The 20,161-nt window shown below is 70.6% G+C and carries 20 protein-coding genes; 11 read left to right on the forward strand and 9 right to left on the reverse strand.

Annotated features, from left to right (window positions below):
- The first annotated feature begins 130 nt into the window (after positions 1-130).
- Positions 131-613, forward strand: a complete 483-nt coding sequence (locus tag ABS78_RS04030; protein WP_293375219.1) for a peroxiredoxin — start codon at positions 131-133, stop codon at positions 611-613.
- Here the strand turns inward: ABS78_RS04030 and ABS78_RS04035 are convergent.
- On the reverse strand, positions 610-1,206 hold the full coding sequence (locus ABS78_RS04035; protein WP_293375222.1) for a DNA-3-methyladenine glycosylase: 597 nt from the start codon (positions 1,204-1,206) through the stop codon (positions 610-612). The genes ABS78_RS04030 and ABS78_RS04035 overlap by 4 nt on opposite strands.
- A 16-nt stretch (positions 1,207-1,222) precedes the next feature.
- Between ABS78_RS04035 and ABS78_RS04040 the strand changes: the two genes are divergently transcribed.
- Positions 1,223-2,401: an amidohydrolase family protein gene (locus ABS78_RS04040; protein ID WP_293375225.1), complete on the forward strand. Its 1,179-nt coding sequence runs from the start codon at positions 1,223-1,225 to the stop codon at positions 2,399-2,401.
- A gap of 19 nt (positions 2,402-2,420) precedes the next feature.
- Here ABS78_RS04040 and ABS78_RS04045 read toward each other — a convergent pair whose 3' ends face one another.
- Both ABS78_RS04045 and ABS78_RS04050 read right to left on the reverse strand, forming a co-directional pair.
- Complete coding sequence (locus tag ABS78_RS04045; RefSeq protein WP_293375228.1) at positions 2,421-4,244, reverse strand: ATP-binding protein; 1,824 nt, start codon at positions 4,242-4,244, stop codon at positions 2,421-2,423.
- Between the two features lie 84 nt (positions 4,245-4,328).
- Positions 4,329-6,074, reverse strand: coding sequence for an acyl-CoA dehydrogenase (locus ABS78_RS04050; protein WP_293375231.1), 1,746 nt, complete (start codon positions 6,072-6,074; stop codon positions 4,329-4,331).
- Between the two features lie 175 nt (positions 6,075-6,249).
- Here ABS78_RS04050 and ABS78_RS04055 point away from each other — a divergent pair, with 175 nt between their 5' ends.
- Positions 6,250-7,164 (forward strand): L-threonylcarbamoyladenylate synthase, encoded by a 915-nt coding sequence (locus tag ABS78_RS04055; RefSeq protein ID WP_293375233.1) that lies wholly within the window; start codon positions 6,250-6,252, stop codon positions 7,162-7,164.
- Between the two features lie 112 nt (positions 7,165-7,276).
- On the forward strand, positions 7,277-7,924 hold the full coding sequence (locus ABS78_RS04060) for a DsbA family oxidoreductase (protein WP_293375236.1): 648 nt from the start codon (positions 7,277-7,279) through the stop codon (positions 7,922-7,924).
- A 117-nt stretch (positions 7,925-8,041) separates the two neighbouring features.
- Here the strand turns inward: ABS78_RS04060 and ABS78_RS04065 are convergent, their stop codons facing one another.
- Positions 8,042-8,422, reverse strand: a complete 381-nt coding sequence (locus ABS78_RS04065; RefSeq protein WP_293375480.1) for a type II toxin-antitoxin system VapC family toxin — start codon at positions 8,420-8,422, stop codon at positions 8,042-8,044.
- A 5-nt stretch (positions 8,423-8,427) separates the two neighbouring features.
- Positions 8,428-8,700, reverse strand: coding sequence for a type II toxin-antitoxin system VapB family antitoxin (locus ABS78_RS04070; RefSeq protein ID WP_293375239.1), 273 nt, complete (start codon positions 8,698-8,700; stop codon positions 8,428-8,430).
- Positions 8,701-8,766: 66 nt separating this feature from the next.
- Between ABS78_RS04070 and ABS78_RS04075 the strand changes: the two genes are divergently transcribed.
- Entirely contained in the window at positions 8,767-10,176 is a 1,410-nt protein-coding gene (locus ABS78_RS04075; RefSeq protein WP_293375242.1) for an FAD-binding oxidoreductase, read from the forward strand.
- Positions 10,177-10,198: 22 nt separating this feature from the next.
- Here ABS78_RS04075 and ABS78_RS04080 read toward each other — a convergent pair whose 3' ends face one another.
- Positions 10,199-12,076 (reverse strand): CHASE3 domain-containing protein, encoded by a 1,878-nt coding sequence (locus ABS78_RS04080; RefSeq protein WP_293375245.1) that lies wholly within the window; start codon positions 12,074-12,076, stop codon positions 10,199-10,201.
- 146 nt (positions 12,077-12,222) lie between these two features.
- Here ABS78_RS04080 and yaaA point away from each other — a divergent pair, with 146 nt between their 5' ends.
- Complete coding sequence (gene yaaA / locus ABS78_RS04085; protein WP_293375248.1) at positions 12,223-13,029, forward strand: peroxide stress protein YaaA; 807 nt, start codon at positions 12,223-12,225, stop codon at positions 13,027-13,029.
- A 1-nt stretch (position 13,030) separates the two neighbouring features.
- Positions 13,031-13,834 (forward strand): 3-hydroxybutyrate dehydrogenase, encoded by an 804-nt coding sequence (locus ABS78_RS04090; protein WP_293375251.1) that lies wholly within the window; start codon positions 13,031-13,033, stop codon positions 13,832-13,834.
- Between the two features lie 19 nt (positions 13,835-13,853).
- Here ABS78_RS04090 and ABS78_RS04095 read toward each other — a convergent pair whose 3' ends face one another.
- The gene (locus ABS78_RS04095) at positions 13,854-14,720 is read right to left on the reverse strand and encodes a pyridoxamine 5'-phosphate oxidase family protein (RefSeq protein WP_293375254.1); all 867 of its coding nucleotides are present in this window, start codon (positions 14,718-14,720) and stop codon (positions 13,854-13,856) included.
- A gap of 172 nt (positions 14,721-14,892) precedes the next feature.
- Between ABS78_RS04095 and ABS78_RS04100 the strand changes: the two genes are divergently transcribed.
- A complete protein-coding gene (locus tag ABS78_RS04100; RefSeq protein WP_293375257.1) occupies positions 14,893-15,873 on the forward strand; it encodes a nitronate monooxygenase family protein in 981 nt (326 codons plus the stop codon).
- A 6-nt stretch (positions 15,874-15,879) separates the two neighbouring features.
- On the opposite strand, the gene ABS78_RS04105 is transcribed toward ABS78_RS04100, so the two are convergent.
- Both ABS78_RS04105 and ABS78_RS04110 read right to left on the reverse strand, forming a co-directional pair.
- Positions 15,880-16,407 (reverse strand): ACT domain-containing protein, encoded by a 528-nt coding sequence (locus ABS78_RS04105; RefSeq protein WP_293375260.1) that lies wholly within the window; start codon positions 16,405-16,407, stop codon positions 15,880-15,882.
- Positions 16,408-16,498: 91 nt separating this feature from the next.
- Positions 16,499-17,089: a YbjN domain-containing protein gene (locus ABS78_RS04110; RefSeq protein WP_293375263.1), complete on the reverse strand. Its 591-nt coding sequence runs from the start codon at positions 17,087-17,089 to the stop codon at positions 16,499-16,501.
- A gap of 125 nt (positions 17,090-17,214) precedes the next feature.
- Between ABS78_RS04110 and ABS78_RS04115 the strand changes: the two genes are divergently transcribed.
- The 3 genes from ABS78_RS04115 to ABS78_RS04125 all read left to right on the forward strand — a co-directional run bounded on the left by ABS78_RS04115 (position 17,215) and on the right by ABS78_RS04125 (position 20,105).
- The gene (locus ABS78_RS04115) at positions 17,215-18,183 is read left to right on the forward strand and encodes an SPFH domain-containing protein (RefSeq protein WP_293375266.1); all 969 of its coding nucleotides are present in this window, start codon (positions 17,215-17,217) and stop codon (positions 18,181-18,183) included.
- Positions 18,184-18,188: 5 nt separating this feature from the next.
- Positions 18,189-18,650 (forward strand): NfeD family protein, encoded by a 462-nt coding sequence (locus ABS78_RS04120; RefSeq protein ID WP_293375269.1) that lies wholly within the window; start codon positions 18,189-18,191, stop codon positions 18,648-18,650.
- A gap of 141 nt (positions 18,651-18,791) precedes the next feature.
- Positions 18,792-20,105 carry a hypothetical protein gene (locus ABS78_RS04125; protein ID WP_293375272.1) on the forward strand — a complete coding sequence of 438 codons (1,314 nt, stop codon included), beginning with the start codon at positions 18,792-18,794 and terminating at the stop codon, positions 20,103-20,105.
- The last annotated feature ends 56 nt before the right edge of the window (positions 20,106-20,161 follow it).

Below are 20,161 nucleotides of genomic sequence, written 5' to 3' on the forward strand. Positions count from 1 at the left end.
GATTCAGCGGGATCGTGGCGACTTCAAGGGCGTGCGCGCCGAAACCCCGGAATTGAGGTTACCCATCCCGGCTTTTCGCGTTTATGTGCCGGCCTGAACAGGCAAAGCATCCGAGCGAGGAGACCCTTCGATGACCATCAAGGTTGGCGACAAGCTGCCCAGCGCGACCCTCACCCAGGCCACCGCCGAAGGGCCGAAGCCGGTTCAGACCGACGATTTCTTCAAGGGCCGGACCGTGGCCCTGTTCGCCGTGCCGGGCGCCTTCACCCCCACCTGCTCGGCCAAGCACCTGCCGGGCTTCAAGCAGCATGCCCCCGACCTGAAGGCCAAGGGCGTCGACGCCATCGCGTGCCTGTCGGTGAACGACGCCTTCGTCATGAAGGCCTGGGGCGAGGACCAGGCGGTGGGTGACGACGTGATCATGCTGGCCGACGGCAACGGCGACTTCACCAGCGCCATCGGCCTGTCCATGGACGGCAGCCGCTTCGGCATGGGCCAGCGTTCGCAGCGCTACTCGATGATCGTCAACGACGGGATCGTGAAGGAGCTCAACGTCGAGGCGCCGGGCGAATTCAAGGTCTCGGCCGCCGACTACATGCTGGCTCAGCTTTAGCGGGAGAAGGGCCGGCTCAGGAACCGTGAGCCGGCCTCTCCGAACCGCCAGGGCTTTTCCGCCGCCTTGGTGATCCCGATACGAGGTCCCGCGACGACGGCGCCGGCCGGGCCTTCACGGAGTTCGAACGGCGGCGAATCCAGCCGCAGGCCGTCGTGTTCGCGGGTGACCGCCAACGCCTGGCACAGCTTTCCGGGGCCCGAGCAGAGCGCGCGGGGATCGTCCCGCCCACGGCGCGCCCGCATGACGTCCAGGCCATGCCGCGGCTCGATGGCGCGTATCAGCACCGCCGATCCTTCGCCCGATGCGCCGGACACGAAATTCATGCACCAGTGGACGCCGTACGAACGGTAGACGTAGAGGCGCCCCGCCGGGCCGAACATCGCCGCGTTGCGCGCGGTCGGGCCGGGATAGCTGTGCGAGGCCGGGTCCTCCTGATGATAGGCCTCGGTCTCGACGATGCGGCCGCCCACCCCGCCCACATAGACCTCCCAGCCGATCAGGTCGCGGGCGACATCGGTCGGATGCCGCTCCCAGAATCCTTGACGCCCGGAATTTGAAGGTTCGGAATGCCGGCCAACGAGAACATGCATTCGGGGAGGATGCGCCATGGCGTATGTCGAAGGCCAGACGATCCACGACGCCGACAGTCATATCATGGAGCTGCCGGGCACGATCCACCGGTACCTCGACCCCAGGGTCCGCGACGACTTCATCGCCAAGACCGGGAAGAAGGACGTGCTGCCGGAATGGTTCGCCAAGGCGGCGGACCGACACGAGGATCCCGAGTTCCGCGCCGGGGCCGAGGCGAACATCCTGCTGCGCAAGAACTACGAGGCCCTGGGCGCGTTCCGGGCCGACGACCGGCCGGCGACGCTGGATCACCTGGGCTTCGCCAGCCAGCTCGTCTTCACCACCGCCTGCCTGTCGAACTGGGGCCTGGAGCAGGCGGGCGAGATCGACCTGGCGGTCGAGGCGGCGCGCGCACACAACCGGATGATGACCGACTTCTGCTCGGTGGATCGCCGGCTGCTGGCCACGGGCTATGTGCCGCTGGCGGACCGGGCGCGGGCGCCCGAGATCGCGCGCGAGGCCATCGCGCTGGGCGCCAAGGGCCTGGTGGTGCCCTCGCGCCATCCGCCGGGCTTCTCGCCCAGCCACGTCGAGCTGGATCCGCTGTGGGCGCTGGCCGAGGAGGCGGGGCTGCCGATCCTGTTCCACGTGGGCGGCGAGGAGAAGATGGCCCAAGCCTATGCCGAGAACGGCCTGCCGCAGGTGAAGGATTTCCACGGCGGCGACGAGAACTTCACCTCGGTCACCTTCATGGCGATCCCGCTGAGCATCTGGCAGACGCTGTCGGTGATGGTGATCGACGGGGTGTTCGACCGGTTCCCCCGGTTGAAGTTCGGGGCCATCGAGCTGGGCGCTTCGTGGCTGCCCAGCCTGATGAAGTTCCTGGATTCCGGCTGCGCCGCCTTCGGCAAGGAGGAGCGGCTGCAACGGCTTTCGGCCCGGCCGTCCGAGATCCTGCGCCGCCAGCTTCGGGTGACGCCCTACCCGCACGAGGACGTCGCCTGGATCATGGCCAACGCGGGCGACGAGATGGCGCTGTTCAGCTCGGACTTCCCGCACGTCGAGGGCGGCCGCAATCCTCTGAAGCGCTTCAACGAGAGCCTGGAGGGCGTGAGCGCGGCGCGGAAGCGGATGTTCTACCGCGACAACTTCATCGACCTGATGGGCGCCGGACTCGATCCCGCGCTCCACGATCTTCCGGCCCTGGCGGCGTAGACGTCGAGCGGGCCAGGCTTCAGGCCGCGCGCTCGGACGTCCGGTCCGGTGTCGCGGCCGTCGCCCGGACGATCGCGTCCAGCAGTTCCTGGAGCTGGATCGGCTTGGACGCGTGCTCGGTGAAGCCTTCGTCGAGATAGCGTTGCCGGCCGCCCGAGACGACGTCGGCGGTGAGGGCGATGACCGGAACGGACCGGTTCGGCCCCTGGGTGGCGCGGATGTGCGCCAGAAGCTGCGAGCCGTTCATGGCCGGCATCTGGATGTCGGTGAGCACCAGGTCGAAGCTCTCGTCGGCCAGGGCGTCCAGGGCCGCCTCTCCGCCGGGAGCCTTGGAGACCGCATGGCCCAGGCTGGACAGGAGCTGTTCCAGCACCATCAGGTTGATGGCGTTGTCGTCGACGGCGAGCACCCGCAGCGGGGTCATCGTCAAGGTCTGCGGCGCGGTCCCGGCGTCATCCTCCCCGGCGCCGTCGGTCGCCGCGGCCGGATCGAGATCGAGCTCCACGTGGAAGGCGGACCCCGCCCCGACCTCGCTCTCGACCCAGACACGCCCGCCCATCAGCTCGACCAGCTCACGCACGATGGCCAGCCCGAGGCCGGTGCCGTCCGTCCGGCGCGCCGCCGGACCTTGGGCCTGGGAGAAGCGGTCGAAGAGCGTCGGCAGATGGTCCGCAGGAATGCCCGGCCCGGTATCGCGCACCGTCAGGTTCAGCCGGACCCGGCCGTCGCCGAGATCGCCGGCGCGCGCCTCGACCGTGACCGACCCGGCTTCGGTGAACTTCAGGGCGTTGCCCATCAGGTTGAACAGCACCTGGCGCAGGCGCAGGGCGTCGATCATCAGCCGGTCGGGCAAGGCGTCCGGCGCCGCGAGCGACAGCGCCACGCCACGTTCGTCCGCGCGAGGGGTCCAGAACAGCACCGCGCGGTCCAGGAGGGCGCGGAGGTCTTCGGGCGCGGTGACGATCTCCAGCTTGCCGGCGTCGATCTTGGAGGCGTCGAGCACGTCGTTGAGGATCTGAAGCAGGTATTCGCCGGAATCGATCAGGGCGTCGAGGCGCTCGATCTGGAGGGGCGCGCGTTCGTCGCGGCGCAGGAGCCGCGCCATCCCCATGACGCCGTTCATCGGGGTGCGGATCTCATGACTCATGGTGGCCAGGAAGCTGGCGCGGGCCAGACCGGCGTCATGCGCGGCTTCCCGCGCCGCGTCGGCCGCCGCCCGGTCGGCCACCGAGGCGACGTAGGCGTCATGCCACCTTGCGATCGTTGAGGAGGCATGGACCGAGATCGATCGCAGTATGACGAACAGAACCACGGCGTTGAGGAGCAGCCCGGCCGTCGTGAGCGGGTCGAAGCGGAGCGCGCAGATGCCGAGGATTCCCGCAGCCATGGGTGAGACGGACGCCCAGAACACCAGGCGGGAGAGGCTGCTCAGGCCCACCGCCACGGCCATCAGGGTGGCGAGCTGGAGCCCGTAGAACGCAAGTTCCGCCAGGCCGCCGGTGAACGCCATGAACCAGGTGGGGAGTGTGTAGACCGTCATCCGCACGGCGGAGAGGGCCGCGAGGCGGCGCAGGCCCTTGTGCTCGTCCAGCTCCGGTCCGGCGGCCAGCCATCGCTTCACCAAGTGCTGCTGGGCGGTGTCGAACGCCGTGGCGGCGACAAGGAGGACGGCCGCCACCCAGGGATGTCCCAGAAGCAGGGCGCCCAGCGCGGCCAGGGCGTTGAAGAGAACGTGCGCCGGCAGCGGCATGCGGAAGGCCGCCAGGCAGAGCTGAAGACTGGTGACGTCGACGTTCGGGACCAAGATGGCCGCCGCCGGATACCCCGCCTTGGCTCTCCACATGGGCTATCCCCCTGCGGCTATCCCCCTGCGGCTGAGCCTAAATGCCGCAGGTAAACCGTTCGCGAACGGTGATCGGCGGTCGCCCTAGCCGGCCAGCGCCGTCGGCTGGGTGGATTCGAGGTCGAGCGCGCCGTCGGCGAGGCCGTCGGCGAGGCCCGGGGCCTGGGTCAGCACCTGGCTGGCCCAGAGCCGGGCCAGGGCGCCCTTCGCCGCCAGCCAGGGCTGGTCCTCCGAGCCCGAGGCGGCCAGGGCCTGGAGGCCCAGGATCCACCCGCCGGTCACGTCGCCGGCCAGCTTGAGATAGGGGGTGGCCGCCGCCTGCGCGGCGATGTTGTCGGCGTCCAGCAGCCAGCCGGTGGCGCGGTCCAGCGCCGCGACGCCCGCGCCCAGGCGGGCGCCCACGCCCTCGAGCCCGGCGGCGGCCGAGAGCCGGTCGGCCGTCGCGGCCATGTCGGCGCACAGGGCCTTCATCGTCTCGCCGCCGTTCGCGCGCACCTTGCGGCCGATCAGGTCCAGCGCCTGGATGCCGTTGGTGCCTTCGTAGATCGGGGCGATGCGGGCGTCGCGGTAGTGCTGGGCGGCCCCGGTCTCCTCGATGAAGCCCATGCCGCCGTGGATCTGGACCCCGGCCGAGGCCACGTCGACGCCGACGTCGGTGGACCAGGCCTTGGCGATGGGCGTCAGAAGCTCCTGCCGGGCCTTCGCCGCGGCCCGCTCGGCCGGGTCGTCGGCCAGCCGCGCCACGTCGGACAGGACGCCGGTGGTCAGGCAGATCCCCCGGGCGGCCTCGATCCGCGCCTTCATCAGCATCAGGGTGCGGCGGACGTCCGGGTGGCCGTAGATCGCCCCGTCGCCGGGCAGGGCGGTGCGGCCCTGCCGGCGCTCCTGGCTGAAGGCCAGCGCCTGCTGGAAGGCCCGCTCGGCGATGGCCACCCCCTGGACGCCCACCTGCAGCCGCGCGGCGTTCATCATCACGAACATGTGGGCCAGGCCCTGGCCCAGTTCGCCCACCAGTTCGGCCTCGGCGTCCTCGTAGAGCATGACGCAGGTGGGCGAGCCGTGGATGCCCAGCTTGTGCTCGATGGAGGCGGGCCGGAAGCTGTTGCGCGGCCCCAGCGCGCCGTCGTCCTTCACCTGGAACTTGTTGGCCAGGAACAGGCTGATCCCCTTGATCCCGGGCGGCGCGTCGGGGGTGCGGGCGATGATCAGGTGACAGATGTTGTCGGCGGCGTCGTGGTCGCCCCAGGTGATGAAGATCTTCTGGCCCGAGAGCCGGTAGCCGCCCTTGCCGTCGGGCCGGGCGACGGATGTGAGAGCGGCGAGGTCGGAGCCGGCCTGCGGCTCGGTCAGGCACATGGCGCCGGTCCATTCGCCCGACACCAGCTTCGGCAGCACCAGCGCCTTCTGCCGCTCGGTCCCGTGCAGGGTCAGGGCCTCGATGGCGCCCTGGGTCAGCATCGGGCACAGGCCGAAGGCCATGTTGGCGGCGTGGACCATCTCGAAGACGGCCAGCTCCATCGCCTTCGAGAGGCCCTGGCCGCCGTGCTCCGGGTCGGCCGAGAGCGAGTTCCAGCCCTGCTCGACGAAGCGCCGGTAGGCGTCGGCGAAGCCGGGGGCCGCGGTGACCGTCCCGTTCTCGTAACGGGCGCCCACGAGGTCGCCCTGGCGGTTGAGGGGCGCAAGCTCGTTGTCGGCGAAGGCGGCGGCGGCTTCGAGCACGGCCTGGACCGTGTCGCCGTCGAGGTCGGGATAGTGGCGCGCCAGCAGGTCGGGATGGCCCACGGTCTTCAGGGCGAAAGCCAGGTCTCGGACGGGGGCGCGGAACGTCATGGCGGGCTCTTCTCTCTCGCGGGTCTTCTGGTCGGTCTCTCGTCGGCCTCTGGCCGGTCTCTGGCGGACTGGGCGTCTTCTAGTGGCTGGCGGGGCGGTTCGATAGTCGCCGGGACGTCAATGTGCGCGCAGTTCGTGGGGGACAGTCTCGCCGGGCCGGTGTAACCGCGCCGTCGTGGACGATCCCCCGACAGACCCGGCCGAAGCGGCGGCGCGCGCATTGCGCGGCGGCGGGCTCGTGCTGATGCCGACCGAGACCGTCTACGGCCTGGCGGGCGACGCGGCGGACGCGCGCGCGGTGGCGGCCGTCTACGAGGCCAAGGGGCGGCCCAGCTTCAATCCCCTGATCGCCCACGTGGCCGACGTCGGCATGGCCCGGCGGATCGCCCGCTTCGACGCCCGCGCCGAGGCCTTGGCGGCGCGGTTCTGGCCCGGGCCGCTGACCCTGGTGCTGCCCGTCGCCGATCCCGCGGCGGTCTGCGACCTGGCGCGGGCGGGACTGGACACGGTGGCCGTCCGCGCGCCGGCGCATCCGCTGGCCCACGCCCTGATCGCGGCCTTCGGCGGGCCGGTGGTGGCGCCCTCGGCCAACCGCTCGGGGCGGCCCAGTCCGACGAGCCTCGCCGACGCCCTGGAGGAGACGGGAGCCTTCGTGCAGGCCGCCCTCGATGGCGGCCCCTGCGCCGTGGGCCTGGAATCGACGGTGGTGGGTCTGCTGGACGAGGCGCGCCTGCTCAGGCCGGGCGCCGTGACCCGCGCGCAGATCGAGGCGGTGATCGGCCCCCTGGCCGAGGCGGCGGACGACGCCAGACGTTCGCCCGGCCGGCTGACCCCCGACGCGCCGGTGCGGCTCGATGCGACGGCGCCGCAGCCGGGCGAGGCGTGGCTGTCGTTCGGCCCCGCCGGCGCGGGACCCTGGAACCTCAGTCCCACGGGCGACCTGGCCGAGGCCGCCGCCAACCTCTTCGCCTACCTCCGCGCCGCCGACCGCACGTCGCCGGCCGGGATCGCCGTCGCGCCGATCCCGCACGAGGGCCTGGGCGAGGCGATCAACGACCGGCTGAAGCGGGCGGCGGGGTTCGTGGGGTAGGGCGTGTCAGCGGACGATCCCGCTCCGCCGAAGAGCGGTTGTGGAGTCCCGACGCGGACGGCTATCCCTATCCCGAGGCCCGCGACGCCTCGTCCGAGGAGGCGCAGGCCACATGACCAAGCCCATGAGGATCGACTTCGTCTCCGACGTCTCCTGCCCCTGGTGCGTCATCGGCCTGGGCGGGCTCGAGGCGGCCCTGGCGCGGGTCGGCGACCTCGTCGATGCGACGATCACCCTGCAGCCGTTCGAGCTCAACCCCCACATGCCGGCCGAAGGCCAGAACATCGGCGAGCACGTCCGCGAGAAGTATGGCGCGACGCCCGAGCAATCGGCCCGGAACCGCGACCATATCCGCGCCCGCGCCGCCGAGGTGGGCGTCACCATCGCCACCACGCCTGAAAGCCGGATCTACAACACCTTCGACGCTCATCGGCTGCTGCATTGGGCGGGCCTCGAGGGGCGCCAGCTGCCGCTCAAGCACCTGCTCTTCGAAGCCTATTTCACCCGTGGTGAGAACCCCGGCGACCCCGAGGTGCTGGTCGCCGCCGCCGAACGTGCGGGGCTCGATCCCGTCGCCGCTCGCGACGTCCTGGCTTCGGGCCGCTTCGCCGACGACATCCGCGCGCTGGAGGCCCAATGGTACGAGGCCGGCGTCAGCTCCGTCCCGACCGTGATCATCAACGAGACGTACGTCATCTCCGGCGGGCATCCCGCCGACGCTTTCGAACGCGCGCTACGCAAAATCGCGGCCGAGATTTAGCCGCCCGAGGTCGCCACGGCTCGTTCAACACCCCGATCGGTCACGACAGACCCATGTCTGCGCGGCGCCAGGCGCCCGCGAACCGCCCGTTTCCGACACCGGCCGGGCGCCCATGTCTCAGAGCGCCGAGCGAATGTCGGTCAGCGAAAAGTCGTCGCCCTTGTAGAGCAGCGGCGCATTGAGGCGTTTCGCCAGGGCGTAGGCGAAGCAGTCGGCGAGGTTGAGCCGGGCGGGATGGTGGCCCTTGCCATAGCGAAGGTACGCCTGGAGCGCCGCCGCGCCCAGCTTCCTGTCTTCTTCGACTCCGACTTCCAGGCTCGTAAGCCAAGCATCGAACTGCGCGAAGCCGGGAAAGAGGCGGCGCCGGCAAAGCACGATCCCGGCTTCGACGTAGTTGATGTCCGTCATGCGGATGACGTCGGCCTGCCGGATGACGTTCGAAAACGCCTCTTCCTCGGCCTCTCCCTGAGCCATTGCGACCAGGGCCGACGCGTCCACGACGATCAAACGTCGTCCTCCAGGCCTGGGATCTCGTTGATCTCATCCCACTCGGCCTTGGTCACGGGCGGCATGGGGCCGGCGACGCCAGCGCGCTCCCGGAAGCGCCGGGTCATTTCCATCATCTCTTCGACCGTAAGGCGACGCCGCTTCGACTGGATCTCCGCCAACGCCCGATCCAGGGCGCCCTCGATCACCGCCGTCAGGGTCTGCCCCTTCAGGCTCGCCAACGCGCGCGCCTTGCGCTCGACCTCGGGGTTCTTGATCAGGATCGCCATGGCGCTCTCCGGTATATATTCGAGTATATACTGGCGAGCGGGCCTGCGGAAGCGTAGGCTCGCGCCATGACTGCGCCTGTTCCCGCCGATGTCGTCTCGCGCCTCAAGGCCGTGCTGGGAGACGGCGGCTGGAGCGAGGACGCCGAGCGCATCGCGCCCAAGCTGGTGGAATGGCGCGACCGGTGGGTGGGCGCGACGCCGTTCCTGGCGCTGCCCCGGAGCACCGAGGAGGTCGCCGCCGTGGTCGGGATCTGCTTCGAGGCCGGCCAGCCGCTCACCGTCCAGGGCGGCAACACGGGCCTCGTCGGCGGCCAGATCCCGCAGGGGGAGATCCTGCTCTCGACCGAACGGCTGCGCGCCATCCGCGACGTGGACGACCGCGACGACGCGCTGACCGCCGAGGCGGGCGCGACCCTGGCCGAGGTGCATGCCGCCGCCGCGGCGGTGCGCCGTCGTTTTCCCCTGGGCCTGGCGTCGGAGGGCTCGGCCACGGTGGGCGGCGTGGTCTCGACCAACGCCGGCGGCACCCAGGTGCTGCGCTACGGCATGGCCCGCAACCTGGTGCTGGGCCTGGAGGCCGTGCTGCCGAACGGCGAGGTCTGGAACGGCCTCAAGCGCCTGCGCAAGGACAACACCGGCTACGACCTGAAGCAGCTCCTGATCGGCGCCGAGGGGACCCTGGGCGTGGTGACGGCGGCAGCGCTGAAGCTCTATCCCGAGATGGCCTCGCGGGCGGTGGCGTTCATCGCGGTGGCCGCGCCGGCCGACGCCATCGCGTTGCTGGCGCGAGCCAAGGACGAGACGGGCGGCGCGGTCGAGGCCTTCGAGCTGATGGGGCGGACGGGGATCGACTTCGCGCTGCGCAACATCGCCGGGACGCGCGACCCGCTGGTCGCGCCGCATCCCTGGTACGTGCTGGCCGAGTTCGCGTCGGGCGAGCCGGGATCGGCCGAAGCGGCGATGGAGCGGTTCCTGGCCTCGGGCCTGGAGGACGGCCTGGTGCGCGACGCCGTCGTCGCCCAGACCGAGGCCCAGGCGAAGGCGCTTTGGGCCATCCGCGAGAACCAGTCGCCGGCCCAGAAGCCTGAGGGCGCCACCTGGAAGCACGACGTGGCTGTGCCGGTGAGCCAGGTCCCGACGTTCCTGGCCGAGGCCGACGCCGCTATGCAGGCCTTTGCGCCCGGCGCGCGGATCGCCGCCTTCGGCCATGTGGGCGACGGCAACATCCACTACGACGTCCTGCGGCCGGACGGCGGGTCCGACGCGCAGCATGCGGCGCGCCGCGATGCGGGCTCGCGCATCGTCCACGACCTGGTGGCGCGGCTGGGCGGTTCGATCAGCGCCGAGCACGGCCTGGGCGCGATGAAGACGGCCGAGGCCGCCCGCTACAAGAGCGCGGCCGAGCTGTCCGTCCAGCGGGCGATCCGCCAGGCGATGGATCCGAAGCGGATCCTCAATCCCCGCGTCCTGTTCTGAGGTCCCTGCCGCTGGCGTCGCTTCAGGCGTTCCGGCCGACGGTCTCCTCGTCCAGCACCTGGCGGACCTTGAGCGCGAGCTGCTCGACCGTGAACGGCTTGGCCAGGAAGGCCACGTCGGCGTCCAGCATGCCGTTGTGGACGATGGCGTTGCGCGTGTAGCCGGTGGTGTAGAGCACCTTCAGGTCGGGACGCGCCTCCCGCGCCCGGTCGGCGAGCCGCCGGCCGTCGAGGTCTGGCATCACGACGTCGGTGAACAGCAGGTCGACCCGCGCCTGGAGCCCCAGCACCGTCATGGCCTGCGCGGCGTCGGCGGCCTGGGCGACCGTATAGCCAAGCTCGCGCAACGCATCCACGCTCAGGCGCCGCACGCGCTCGTCGTCCTCGACCACCAGCACGACCTCGCCGTCGCGGGCCTGCGGCAGTTCGCCCAGCGGTCGCGGCGCGTTGTCCTGGGCGCTCGGCTCGCCGGCGTTGCGGGGCAGGTAGATCTTGATCGTGGTCCCGACGCCGGGCTCGGAATAGATCTTCACGTGACCCCGGGACTGCTTGACGAAGCCATGCACCTGGCTGAGCCCCAGGCCGGTCCCGCGACCCACGCCCTTGGTGGTGTAGAAGGGGTCGAAGGCGCGCTCGATCACCTCGGGCGGCATGCCGCTTCCGGTGTCGGTCACCGAGATCATCACATACTGGCCGGCGGCCACCTCGGCGTTGGCGGCGGCATAGGCGTCGTCGAGGTGGGTGTTGGTCGTCTCGATGGTCAGCTTGCCGCCTTCCGGCATGGCGTCGCGGCCGTTCACGCACAGATTGACGATGGCGTTCTCGAGCTGGGCGGGGTCGGCGAAGGTGCGCCACAGGCCCCCCGCGAGCACGGTCTCGACCCTGAGGTTCTCGCCGATGGTCCGCCGGAGCAGCTCGGACATGCCGCCCACCAGCTTGTTGACGTCGAGCACGCGGGGCGCGAGCGGTTGCTGACGCGAGAAGGCCAGCAGGCGCGAGGTGAGCTGGGCGGCCCGGTCGGCGCCTTCCAGAGCGTTGTCGATACAGGCTTCGGCCTTTTGCGGGTCGCTGGTCAGCCGTCGCTTGGCCAGGTCGAGCGAGCCGATGACGATGGCCAGCATGTTGTTGAAGTCGTGGGCGATCCCGCCGGTGAGCTGGCCGATCGCCTGCACCTTCTGGAACTGGCGGACCTGGGCCTCGGCCGCCTCGCGCTGGGCGATCTCGGCCTTGAGGTCGGCGTTGGCCTTTTCCAGCGAGCCGCGCGCCGTCTCGGTCGCCCGCAGTCGGCGCCGCCCGTCGGCGAAGACGAACGCCCCCAGCAGCACCACCAGGGCGGCGGCCAGCAGCTGTCCGCCACGGACGAGGAGGGCCTGCCGTCCCGAGCGTTCCACGCGGCGCTCCAGGAGCGTCGCCTCCTCGGCCTGCATGCGCAGGATGATCTCGCGCACCTGGTCCATCGCCGCCCGGCCCTTGACCAGCGCGGCGAGGAGAGAGGCTCCGGCCTCGCCCGGCCTGTGGCCCTCGACCTTGAGGGTCAGCAGGTCCATGCGTGTGCGGATCGCGGACTTGAGCGCCGCCATCTCGGCCTGCTGGGACGGGTTGTCGGAAATGCTCGCCGCCAGGATCTGAAGCTCTTCGTCGAGGACGGCGATGGCCCGGCGGTACGGGGCGAGGAAGCCGACGTCCTCGGTCAGCAGGAAGCCGCGCTGGCCGGTTTCGGCGTCCTGGACGATCGACAGCACGGAGGCCAGCCGCATCTCGACGGCCAGCGTATGCTGAACCAGTCTCTCCGAGCGGCTCTGCTGTTCGCCCAGCCAGAGCGTGGTCGCCACGATCACGACGAGCACCGCGAAGCCCGACAGCAGAGCGAACAGCGGGCGATCGGTTCGAACGGGACGCATGGCGCACTCTTCGCCGACCCTTCGGGGGCAGGCAACCCACCGGCGTCCGAATGCCGGCCCCCCGGTCTTGGCGCAGCGGCCTTGGCGCAGCGGCCTTGGCGCAGCGGTCTTGGCGCCGGGGCCAAGTCGCGGCAAAGGGAACCACGATGCTCATCGTGCTTTCCCCGGCCAAGGCGCTGAACTTCGAAGCCGGGCCGGACTCCGCGCCGCTGACCGCGCCGCAGATGACGGATCACACCTCCGAACTGGCGAAGGCGGCCCGGAAGCTTCGCGTCAGCGACCTGAAGCGGATGATGTCGCTCTCCGACAGCCTGGCGACGTTGAACCGGGATCGCTTCCAGGCCTTCGACGCCGACAGCGAGGCCGGGGTGCAGGCGGCCTTCGCGTTCAATGGCGACGTCTATCTCGGGCTGCGCGCGCGTGAGCTGGACCGCAAGGCGCTGGCCTGGGCGCAGGATCACGTGCGCATCCTCTCGGGCCTCTATGGTGTCCTGCGGCCGCTCGACGCCATCCAGCCCTATCGGCTGGAGATGGGGGTCAGGATGAAGACCCGCCGGGGCGGGAGCCTCTACGACTTCTGGGGGCCCCGCATCGCCGAGAGCCTGAATGCGGCGGCGGAAGGCCACAAGGACCCGACGCTCGTGAACTGCGCCAGCGAGGAGTACTTCGGCGCGGTGGACCGCAAGGCGCTGACGCTGCCGCTGATCTCATGCCGGTTCCTGGAGGAGAAGCACGGCGAGGCCCGGGTGATCTCGTTCTTCGCCAAGCGCGCCCGCGGCGCCCTGGCCCGCTTCGCCATCGACGGCCGCATCGACCGCGCAGCGGACCTCCGCGCCTTCGACCGTGACGGCTACACGTTCCGGGCCCAGCTTTCGACCGACACGCTCTTCACCTTCGCCCGACCCCAGCCGCCGCCGCCCAAGCCGGCGAGCCGCCAGCGCAAGGAGGCCTGACATGGCCGTGGACTTCCGCCTCGACGGCCAGGTCGCCGTCATCACCGGCTCCACCAGCGGAATCGGCCAGGGCATGGCGCAGGCCCTGGTGGGCCAGGGCGTCAGCGTGGTCCTGAACGGGTTCGGCGACGCCGCGAAGATCGAGGCCGACCGCGCCGCGATGCAGGCCGCGGCGCCGACAGGCGTCCGGGTGCTGTATCACGCCGCCGACATGACGAAGCCCGGCCAGATCGCCGACCTGATCGGCTTTGCGCATCGCGAGCTGGGGCGCCTGGACATCCTCGTCAACAACGCCGGCATCCAGCACGTGGCCGCCGTCGACGAGTTTCCGGACGAGAAGTGGGACCAGATCATCGCGATCAACCTCTCGTCCGCCTTCCACGCCACCAAGCACGCCCTGCCGATCATGAAGGCGCAGGGCCGGGGCCGGATCGTCAACATCGCCTCGGCGCACGGCCTGGTCGCCTCGCCGTTCAAGTCGGCGTACGTCGCGGCCAAGCACGGGGTGGTGGGCTTCACCAAGTCCACCGCGCTGGAGGTGGCCCGCGCCGGGATCACCGTGAACGCCATCTGCCCCGGCTATGTGAAGACGCCCCTGGTCGAGATGCAGATCGGCGATCAGGCCCGCACCCGCGGAATCTCGCCCGAACGCGTCGTCGAAGAGGTGATCCTGGCCGCCCAGCCCAACAAGGCTTTCGTGGAATACGACCAGCTCGCGGGCCTGCTGCTTTATCTCGTCTCGGACGTCGGCGCTTCGACCACGGGCGCCGCGCTGACCATCGACGGCGGCTGGACGGCGGCCTGACGCGGGCGGGTCTGGGCGCTCAGGCCACGCGGACGCCCGCGTCGGCCCGCCAGCCGCGCCGCACGCGGAACCGCCATGCACGTTCGGCGCCCGGCAGGTCGCGCGCGCCCCACAGCACGTCGGCCTCGCCCTGGAGCTGGGTCATGCGGCCCGTCGCGAAATCCACCAACAGCAGGGCGGCGCGGGGCTCGAGGACCAGGTTGCCCAGGGTGTTGAAGTAGCGGTTGCCGCGGTAGTCCGGGATGGTCAGGACATCGCCCTCGGCCCGTACGAAGCCGGCGGGGCCGCCCCGGTGCGAGACGTCGACGCCGCCGTTCTCGACGCCCTCGCCGCTGGCCGTGGCCACGAAGAAGGTGTCGGCCGCCGCGACCGTCGTGCGGGCCGCGGCGTCGAGGCCCTCGAAGTGTTCGACATCGGAGCGGGCCGCGGCGTCGAACAGGACCTCGCGCGGGTGGATGTACTGCGGGCAGTTCCCGAAGCTCTGGTCGACGCGCACGATCAGCCCCTCAGGGCCGGCGTAGGCGATCCGGCCGTTGACGCGGTTGCGGCGGCGGGTGTGCGGCTGCAAGCCCAGGAGGCCGATCGGGGCGTCCCGGATCATTCGCCGGCCCGCCGGGTCCTCGCGGACGGCCGCGATGGCCAGGGTCCGAGGGTCGGGGCTGGCGACGAACCCCGCTCCGCCCGCCAGCAGGGTGGCGGTCGGGCTGCCGGCTTCGTCGAGCGTCGCCGCCACGAGGAAGGGCTGCTGGGCGAAGAACAGGCGGTGCTGATCCGGCATGAAGGGGCGTACGCCGCCGCCGCCCGGCGCCTGCTCCACGCCGGCCAGCCGCCGCGCCGCGTCCTCGCCGCGATGCCAGGGCGTCTCAAAGGCGGTTTCGGCGGCCATCGCAAATCTCCAGCCCCTCAAGTGGGGTTCCGCCTTCCGCGCTGGAACCCCGACGCCGCCGACATTCTCTGCGGCCGCGCGGAGAACCGTGACCGCCGCTGACCCCGCGTCATGGTTTTCAACGATAACCTGGGGCGCCATCCTGTCCGCAACGAACGGGAGGACCGACGATATGACCCTGCGCACGCCGCTCTGCGACCTTCTGGGGGTCGAGCATCCGATCATGCTGGCCGGCATGGGCGGGGTCTCCTACGCCGAGCTCGCCGCGGCGGTTTCGAACGCCGGCGGCTATGGCGTGCTGGGCATGGCGGGCCGCCAGCCCGAGTTCATCCGGGAACAGATGCGGCTGGTGCGCAAGCTCACCGACAAACCCTTCGGCGTGGACCTGCTGGCCGCCTCGCCGGAGAGCCTCACCGCTTCGGTCGAGATCATCATCGAGGAAGGCGCCTCGTCCTTCGTCGCCGGCCTGGGCGTGCCGATGCCGATCATGGAGAAGTTGAAGAAGGCCGGGCTTAAGGTGATGGTCGTCTGCGGCGCGGTGAAGCACGCCGTGAAGGCCGAGCAGGCCGGATGCGACGCCGTCATCTGCCAGGGCGGCGAAGGCGGCGGCCACACGGGCCTCGTCGGCACCCTGCCGCTGGTGGCCCAGGCGGTCGAGCAGGTGAAGATCCCCGTCGTCGCCGCGGGCGGCCTCTATGACGGCCGGGGTCTGGCGGCCGCGCTCAGCCTGGGCGCCGTCGGCGTCTGGATGGGCACCCGCTTCATCGCCTCGCAGGAGGCGCATGCCGGCCGGATGTACCGCGACACCATCCTCGAGGCGACGGACGAGGATACGGTTCGCACCCGCTGCTACTCGGGCAAGCCCATGCGGGTGAAGAAGAACCCCTACGTCGCCGACTGGGAGAGCCGCCCGCAGGACATCCAGCCGTTCCCCCAGCAGGCGATGCATTCGTCGAAGGCGGGGGTGATGGGCGGTATCGGCGGGCAACTGGAAGGCCTGGACGCCGACAGTTCCTGCTTCGCCATGGGCCAGTCCGCGGGGGGCGTCCGCGACGTCCTGCCGGCCGGCGAGATCGTGAAGCGCCTGGTCGCCGAAGCCGAGGCTGCGATCGACCGGGTGGCCGCGATCCGGAAGGCGACGGTTCCGGCCTGAGGACGTTCAGCGCCCGTCGACGGCGGGCGTCAGCGACAGGTCGACCATGATCTCGCCCGAGATGGCCTCGAGCGCTGTCGCGACCGCGGCCGCGGCCAGCCCCGGCGGCAGGCGCAGGGCGGCGTCCATGTGGAACAGCGGCGCGCCGGAATGCGGCTCGGCGGTGATCCGGGTGTCGAAGGCCTCGATGTTGACGTCCAGTCCGCTGAGCGCGGCGGTCACCTGTCGCACGATGCCCGGCCGATCCTGGCCCACGAGGCTCAGGCGGAGCGCCTCGCCGCCGGCGCCGGCGGCGTCGACCGCCGCGGCGATCCGCACCTCCAGCCCCCGGGCGTCCACCGCGCGGACGGCGTCGCGCAGGCCGTCGATCCCGTCCGCCTCGAGTTCGACCAGCACAGAGCCCACATAGAGGCCTCCCAGTCGGCTGAGATGGCTTTCAAGCCAGTTGCCCCCGGCCGAGAACACAGCGCCCGCAAGAGCCTCCGTGAGGCCGGGCCGGTCGCTGCCGATCACGCTCAGGATCACCGAGGGCATGGGAAACTCGCTGTTGGGGAACTGCCGGTTCCCGGGGACGGTAGCAGACGCGAAACGCCGGGTGCGAGCCCTCTCGCCGTCGCGCCGAATTCTAGGCTGCGTTGGCGAGGTAGGCGACGGGATCGCGCGAGAAGTCGTGGGCGTCGGACAGGCAGCCCTGCCACGCCAGCAGTTCGTTCGAGGCGTCGTCGCGGCTCATGGTGCGGGACAGGAGCGTCGAATAGAGCACGTGCGGAACGCCGGCCCGGTCCTGATACAGGCGGCACATCACCGAAGTCTGGTTGAAGCCGTTGATCTGGGACGAGGTCGCGGAGCCCTTCGGCAGGGCGGCGTCCAGCAGGACGGCCCGGCAGGCGCGTCCCTGGGCGTTGCAGCCGGCGAACTGCATCGAGAAGGCGGCCGCGGTCGACGTCACGGCGATGAACACGGCGTCGTCCTCCTTGCGGCTGGTCTGAACCTTGGCGCCCGCGGCGCCCAGCACGTCCATGAGGCTCTGCGGGTTCGTGGCGTCGAAGGCGGTCGCGACGGCCGCCGGCCGGGCCGGAGCCTTCGGAGTCGCAGCCTTGGAACTCTGGGCTTTCGGACTCTGGGTTTTCGAGGCGGCTGTCTGCGCCTGGGCCGGGCCGGCGGCCAGCGCCAGGGCGATTATCAGGACGGCAGCCGGGAATGGGCGATCGAGCATGGCGGAGCGCTAGCAGACCTCCGATTGCGGCGCGAGCGTGACGCGGATCCCGCGGCGCGTCGGTTTCCGTGGCGGCGTGGTCCGCGCGAAGGTAGAGTTTCGCCGAACGAGGCGGGAGGGACGAAATGGGTTTGACGATCGCCGGCATTTTCCTGGTGCTGGCCGCATTCGTGGCGTTCGGCGCCATCAAGATCGTGCCCCAGGGGCGCGAGTTCACCGTGGAGCGGTTCGGCCGCTACACGCGCACGCTGAAGCCCGGCATCAGCTTCCTGACACCGTTCGTGGAAGGCGTCGGCCGCCGCGTGAACATGATGGAGCAGGTGCTGGACGTTCCGCGGCAGGAAGTGATCACCAAGGACAACGCCGTGGTCCAGGTGGACGGTATCGTCTTCATCCAGGTGATGGACGCCGCGGCCGCGGCTTATCGCGTGGACAACCTGAACTACGCCATCGCCCAGCTCGCCATGACCAATCTGCGGACCGTGGTCGGCTCGATGGAACTGGACGAGGTGCTGTCGCAGCGCGACGCCATCAACACGCGTCTGCTGAACGTCATCGACGAGGCCACCAGCCCCTGGGGCGTCAAGGCGGCCCGCATCGAGATCAAGGACCTCCAGCCGCCGCCGGACATCACCAACGCCATGGCGCGTCAGATGAAGGCGGAGCGCGAGCGGCGGGCGGTGATCACCGAGGCGGACGGCGAGCGCGCCGCCGCCATCGCCCGGGCCGAGGGGGCCAAGCAGGCGGCGATCCTGGAGGCCGAGGGCCGCCGCGAAGCCGCCTTCCGCGACGCCGAGGCCCGCGAGCGCGAGGCCGAGGCCGAGGCCAAGGCGACCGAGATGGTCTCCAACGCCATCGCCGCCGGCGACGTGAACGCCATCAACTACTTCGTCGCGCAGAAGTACGTCGAGGCGTTCGCCCAGCTCGCCCGGAGTCCGCAGCAGAAGACGGTCATCGTGCCGGCCGAGATGGGCGCCCTGGTGGGAACCATCGGCGGGATCGGGGAACTGGTGAAGACCATCAACGCCGATAGCCCCCCGCCGTCCCGGCCGCAGACCCGGGGGCGGGGCGCCGTGCCCACGACCGGAGCCTGATCGGAATGGGCGTCCTGACCGATCTCTACGCGGCTCAGCCGTTCTGGGTGTGGGCCGGCCTGGCGGCGGCGATCCTGGCGGTCGAGGTCGGCACGGGAACGGGCTGGCTGTTGTGGGCCTCGGCGTCCGCTGCGGTGACGGGCGCCGTCGTGGGCCTGGTGGACATCTCGGTCCCCACGGCCGTGCTGGTCTTCGCGGTGCTGACCATGACTTCGGCCCTGCTGGCGCGCCGCTACTTGCCGCGCCGGGTGATGGCGTCGTCGGACGGCGACATCAACGACAACATCGGTCGCCTGATCGGCCGCCGTGGGGATGTGGTCCAGGCCTTCAAGGGCGGTTCAGGCCGGGTCTTCGTGGACGGCAAGGAATGGTCGGCCGAGGTCGCTGACGACGACGCACTGGAGGCCGGCGCCCATGTGGAGATCGTGGGTGTGGAGGGCGCCAGCCTGAAGGTGCGGCGGACCTGAGGAGTCCAGCAACCTAAGCCGTTGGAATAACGTCACACTTCGGCCGGGTTCGCCGTTCATCTTGACCGCCGCGACGTCGCGGCGCTTATGTGCGCCCCAACCCCCCGGACCCCAAGGGTCACGATCCAGGAGAGAGCAAAGGTGAAGACGCCCAAAGCAGTCGGGCTTGCGATGGCGATGGCGGCCGCGTTGTTGGTCCCCGCCGCCGCCGTGTCGCAGGGCAAGAAGCCCGCGAGTATTCCCGAAGCGGCCCGCAAGACCGGCATGGCCCAGGCTCCGGCCGTGGTGCAGGCGGCAGGCCTGACCTGCGAGGTGTCCGACGCCCGCCTGATCGGCGAGGACAAGAAGGCGAAGACGTCCTACTTCGAAGTGGCCTGCGCGCCCGGCTCGATGGGCTATGTGCTCCAGAAGCCGGCCGAGGGCGAGGTGGGGGTCTTCAGCTGCGTCGAGGCGAACACGCCCCCGGCGCCCGGCCAGGCCCCCTCCGCGCCGTGCCTGCTGCCCGGCAACGCCGATCCGAAGCTCGCGCTGCAGCCCCTGCTGAAGACGGCGGGCGTGGAATGCCTGCCCGAACAGGCGCGCGGCATCGGCCAGACCAAGACCAACACCTATGTGGAAGTCGCCTGCCAGGGCGGCTCGGGATACATCGTCGTGGCCAGCGCGCCGTTCGACGGCGGGAAGCCGGCCCAGGCCCAGAGCTGCCTGCTGTACGACGAGGCCGAGTCCAACATCAAATGCACCCTGACCGACAAGGCCACGCGCCTCGCGGTCATCGACAAGTATGTCGCCCAGGCCGCCAACGGCTGCGTCGCGAAGGGCAAGCGCTTTGTCGGCATGGCCCGCGACAACTCCACCTACTATGAAGCCGCCTGCGAGGACGGCAAAGGCTACATCTACAAGGTCGCCACGACGGGGGCGCTGGACGAGACGATCGAGTGCGCGAAGGCGACCCAGATCCTGGGCGGCTGCACCCTCACCGACGCCCGCCAGGCGCAGACCGAGCAGGCCTCGCTCTACACGCGGCTGGTCGCCAGCGCGGGCGCCAAGTGCGACGTCGACAAGTACGCCCTGTTCCCGGCGAAGCCCGGCGAGGAAGTGGCCGAGCTGGTCTGCAAGGACGGCTCCGGCGCGATCCTGATGTCGAAGGCCGGGCAGAAGAGCCAGGTGGTGGACTGCGGCCGCGCGCCGGTCGCCGGCTACAAGTGCTCCATGGGCACGGACAAGGGCCTGCAGAACCTCACGGCGGACCTCAAGAAGTTCAACTTCAACTCGTGCGAGGTCTCGGACTACCGGGTCGTCGGCAAGACGGACAAGGGCACGACCTATGTGGAAGTCGCCTGCGCCGACAAGCTGAAGGGCTACGTGATCGAGTATCAGAGCGCGCCGTCCGTCTCGGCGATCGGCGCCATCGGCTGCGCCTTCGCGGGCACCTGCAAGCTGCCGACGAACACCTGACCGGACCCCGTTCCGGAGGTTGACGAGGGCCCGCGGCGTAAGCCGCGGGCCCTTTG

Origin of the sequence: Phenylobacterium sp. SCN 70-31 (genome assembly GCF_001724605.1) — a bacterium.
Lineage (GTDB): Bacteria > Pseudomonadota > Alphaproteobacteria > Caulobacterales > Caulobacteraceae > Phenylobacterium.

What these genes read in the sequence shown, in the direction of transcription:
- ABS78_RS04105 (WP_293375260.1), bottom strand. Translation starts at nt 16,407, where the DNA reads ATGCCCTCGGTGATCCTGAGCGTGATCGGCAGCGACCGGCCCGGCCTC.
- ABS78_RS04070 (WP_293375239.1), bottom strand. Translation starts at nt 8,700, where the DNA reads ATGGCGATCCTGATCAAGAACCCCGAGGTCGAGCGCAAGGCGCGCGCG.
- ABS78_RS04110 (WP_293375263.1), bottom strand. Translation starts at nt 17,089, where the DNA reads ATGCTCGATCGCCCATTCCCGGCTGCCGTCCTGATAATCGCCCTGGCG.
- ABS78_RS04090 (WP_293375251.1), top strand. Translation starts at nt 13,031, where the DNA reads ATGGCCGTGGACTTCCGCCTCGACGGCCAGGTCGCCGTCATCACCGGC.
- ABS78_RS04060 (WP_293375236.1), top strand. Translation starts at nt 7,277, where the DNA reads ATGACCAAGCCCATGAGGATCGACTTCGTCTCCGACGTCTCCTGCCCC.
- ABS78_RS04050 (WP_293375231.1), bottom strand. Translation starts at nt 6,074, where the DNA reads ATGACGTTCCGCGCCCCCGTCCGAGACCTGGCTTTCGCCCTGAAGACC.
- ABS78_RS04115 (WP_293375266.1), top strand. Translation starts at nt 17,215, where the DNA reads ATGGGTTTGACGATCGCCGGCATTTTCCTGGTGCTGGCCGCATTCGTG.
- ABS78_RS04075 (WP_293375242.1), top strand. Translation starts at nt 8,767, where the DNA reads ATGACTGCGCCTGTTCCCGCCGATGTCGTCTCGCGCCTCAAGGCCGTG.
- ABS78_RS04080 (WP_293375245.1), bottom strand. Translation starts at nt 12,076, where the DNA reads ATGCGTCCCGTTCGAACCGATCGCCCGCTGTTCGCTCTGCTGTCGGGC.
- yaaA (WP_293375248.1), top strand. Translation starts at nt 12,223, where the DNA reads ATGCTCATCGTGCTTTCCCCGGCCAAGGCGCTGAACTTCGAAGCCGGG.
- ABS78_RS04035 (WP_293375222.1), bottom strand. Translation starts at nt 1,206, where the DNA reads ATGCATGTTCTCGTTGGCCGGCATTCCGAACCTTCAAATTCCGGGCGT.
- ABS78_RS04095 (WP_293375254.1), bottom strand. Translation starts at nt 14,720, where the DNA reads ATGGCCGCCGAAACCGCCTTTGAGACGCCCTGGCATCGCGGCGAGGAC.
- ABS78_RS04120 (WP_293375269.1), top strand. Translation starts at nt 18,189, where the DNA reads ATGGGCGTCCTGACCGATCTCTACGCGGCTCAGCCGTTCTGGGTGTGG.
- ABS78_RS04100 (WP_293375257.1), top strand. Translation starts at nt 14,893, where the DNA reads ATGACCCTGCGCACGCCGCTCTGCGACCTTCTGGGGGTCGAGCATCCG.
- ABS78_RS04040 (WP_293375225.1), top strand. Translation starts at nt 1,223, where the DNA reads ATGGCGTATGTCGAAGGCCAGACGATCCACGACGCCGACAGTCATATC.
- ABS78_RS04045 (WP_293375228.1), bottom strand. Translation starts at nt 4,244, where the DNA reads ATGTGGAGAGCCAAGGCGGGGTATCCGGCGGCGGCCATCTTGGTCCCG.
- ABS78_RS04030 (WP_293375219.1), top strand. Translation starts at nt 131, where the DNA reads ATGACCATCAAGGTTGGCGACAAGCTGCCCAGCGCGACCCTCACCCAG.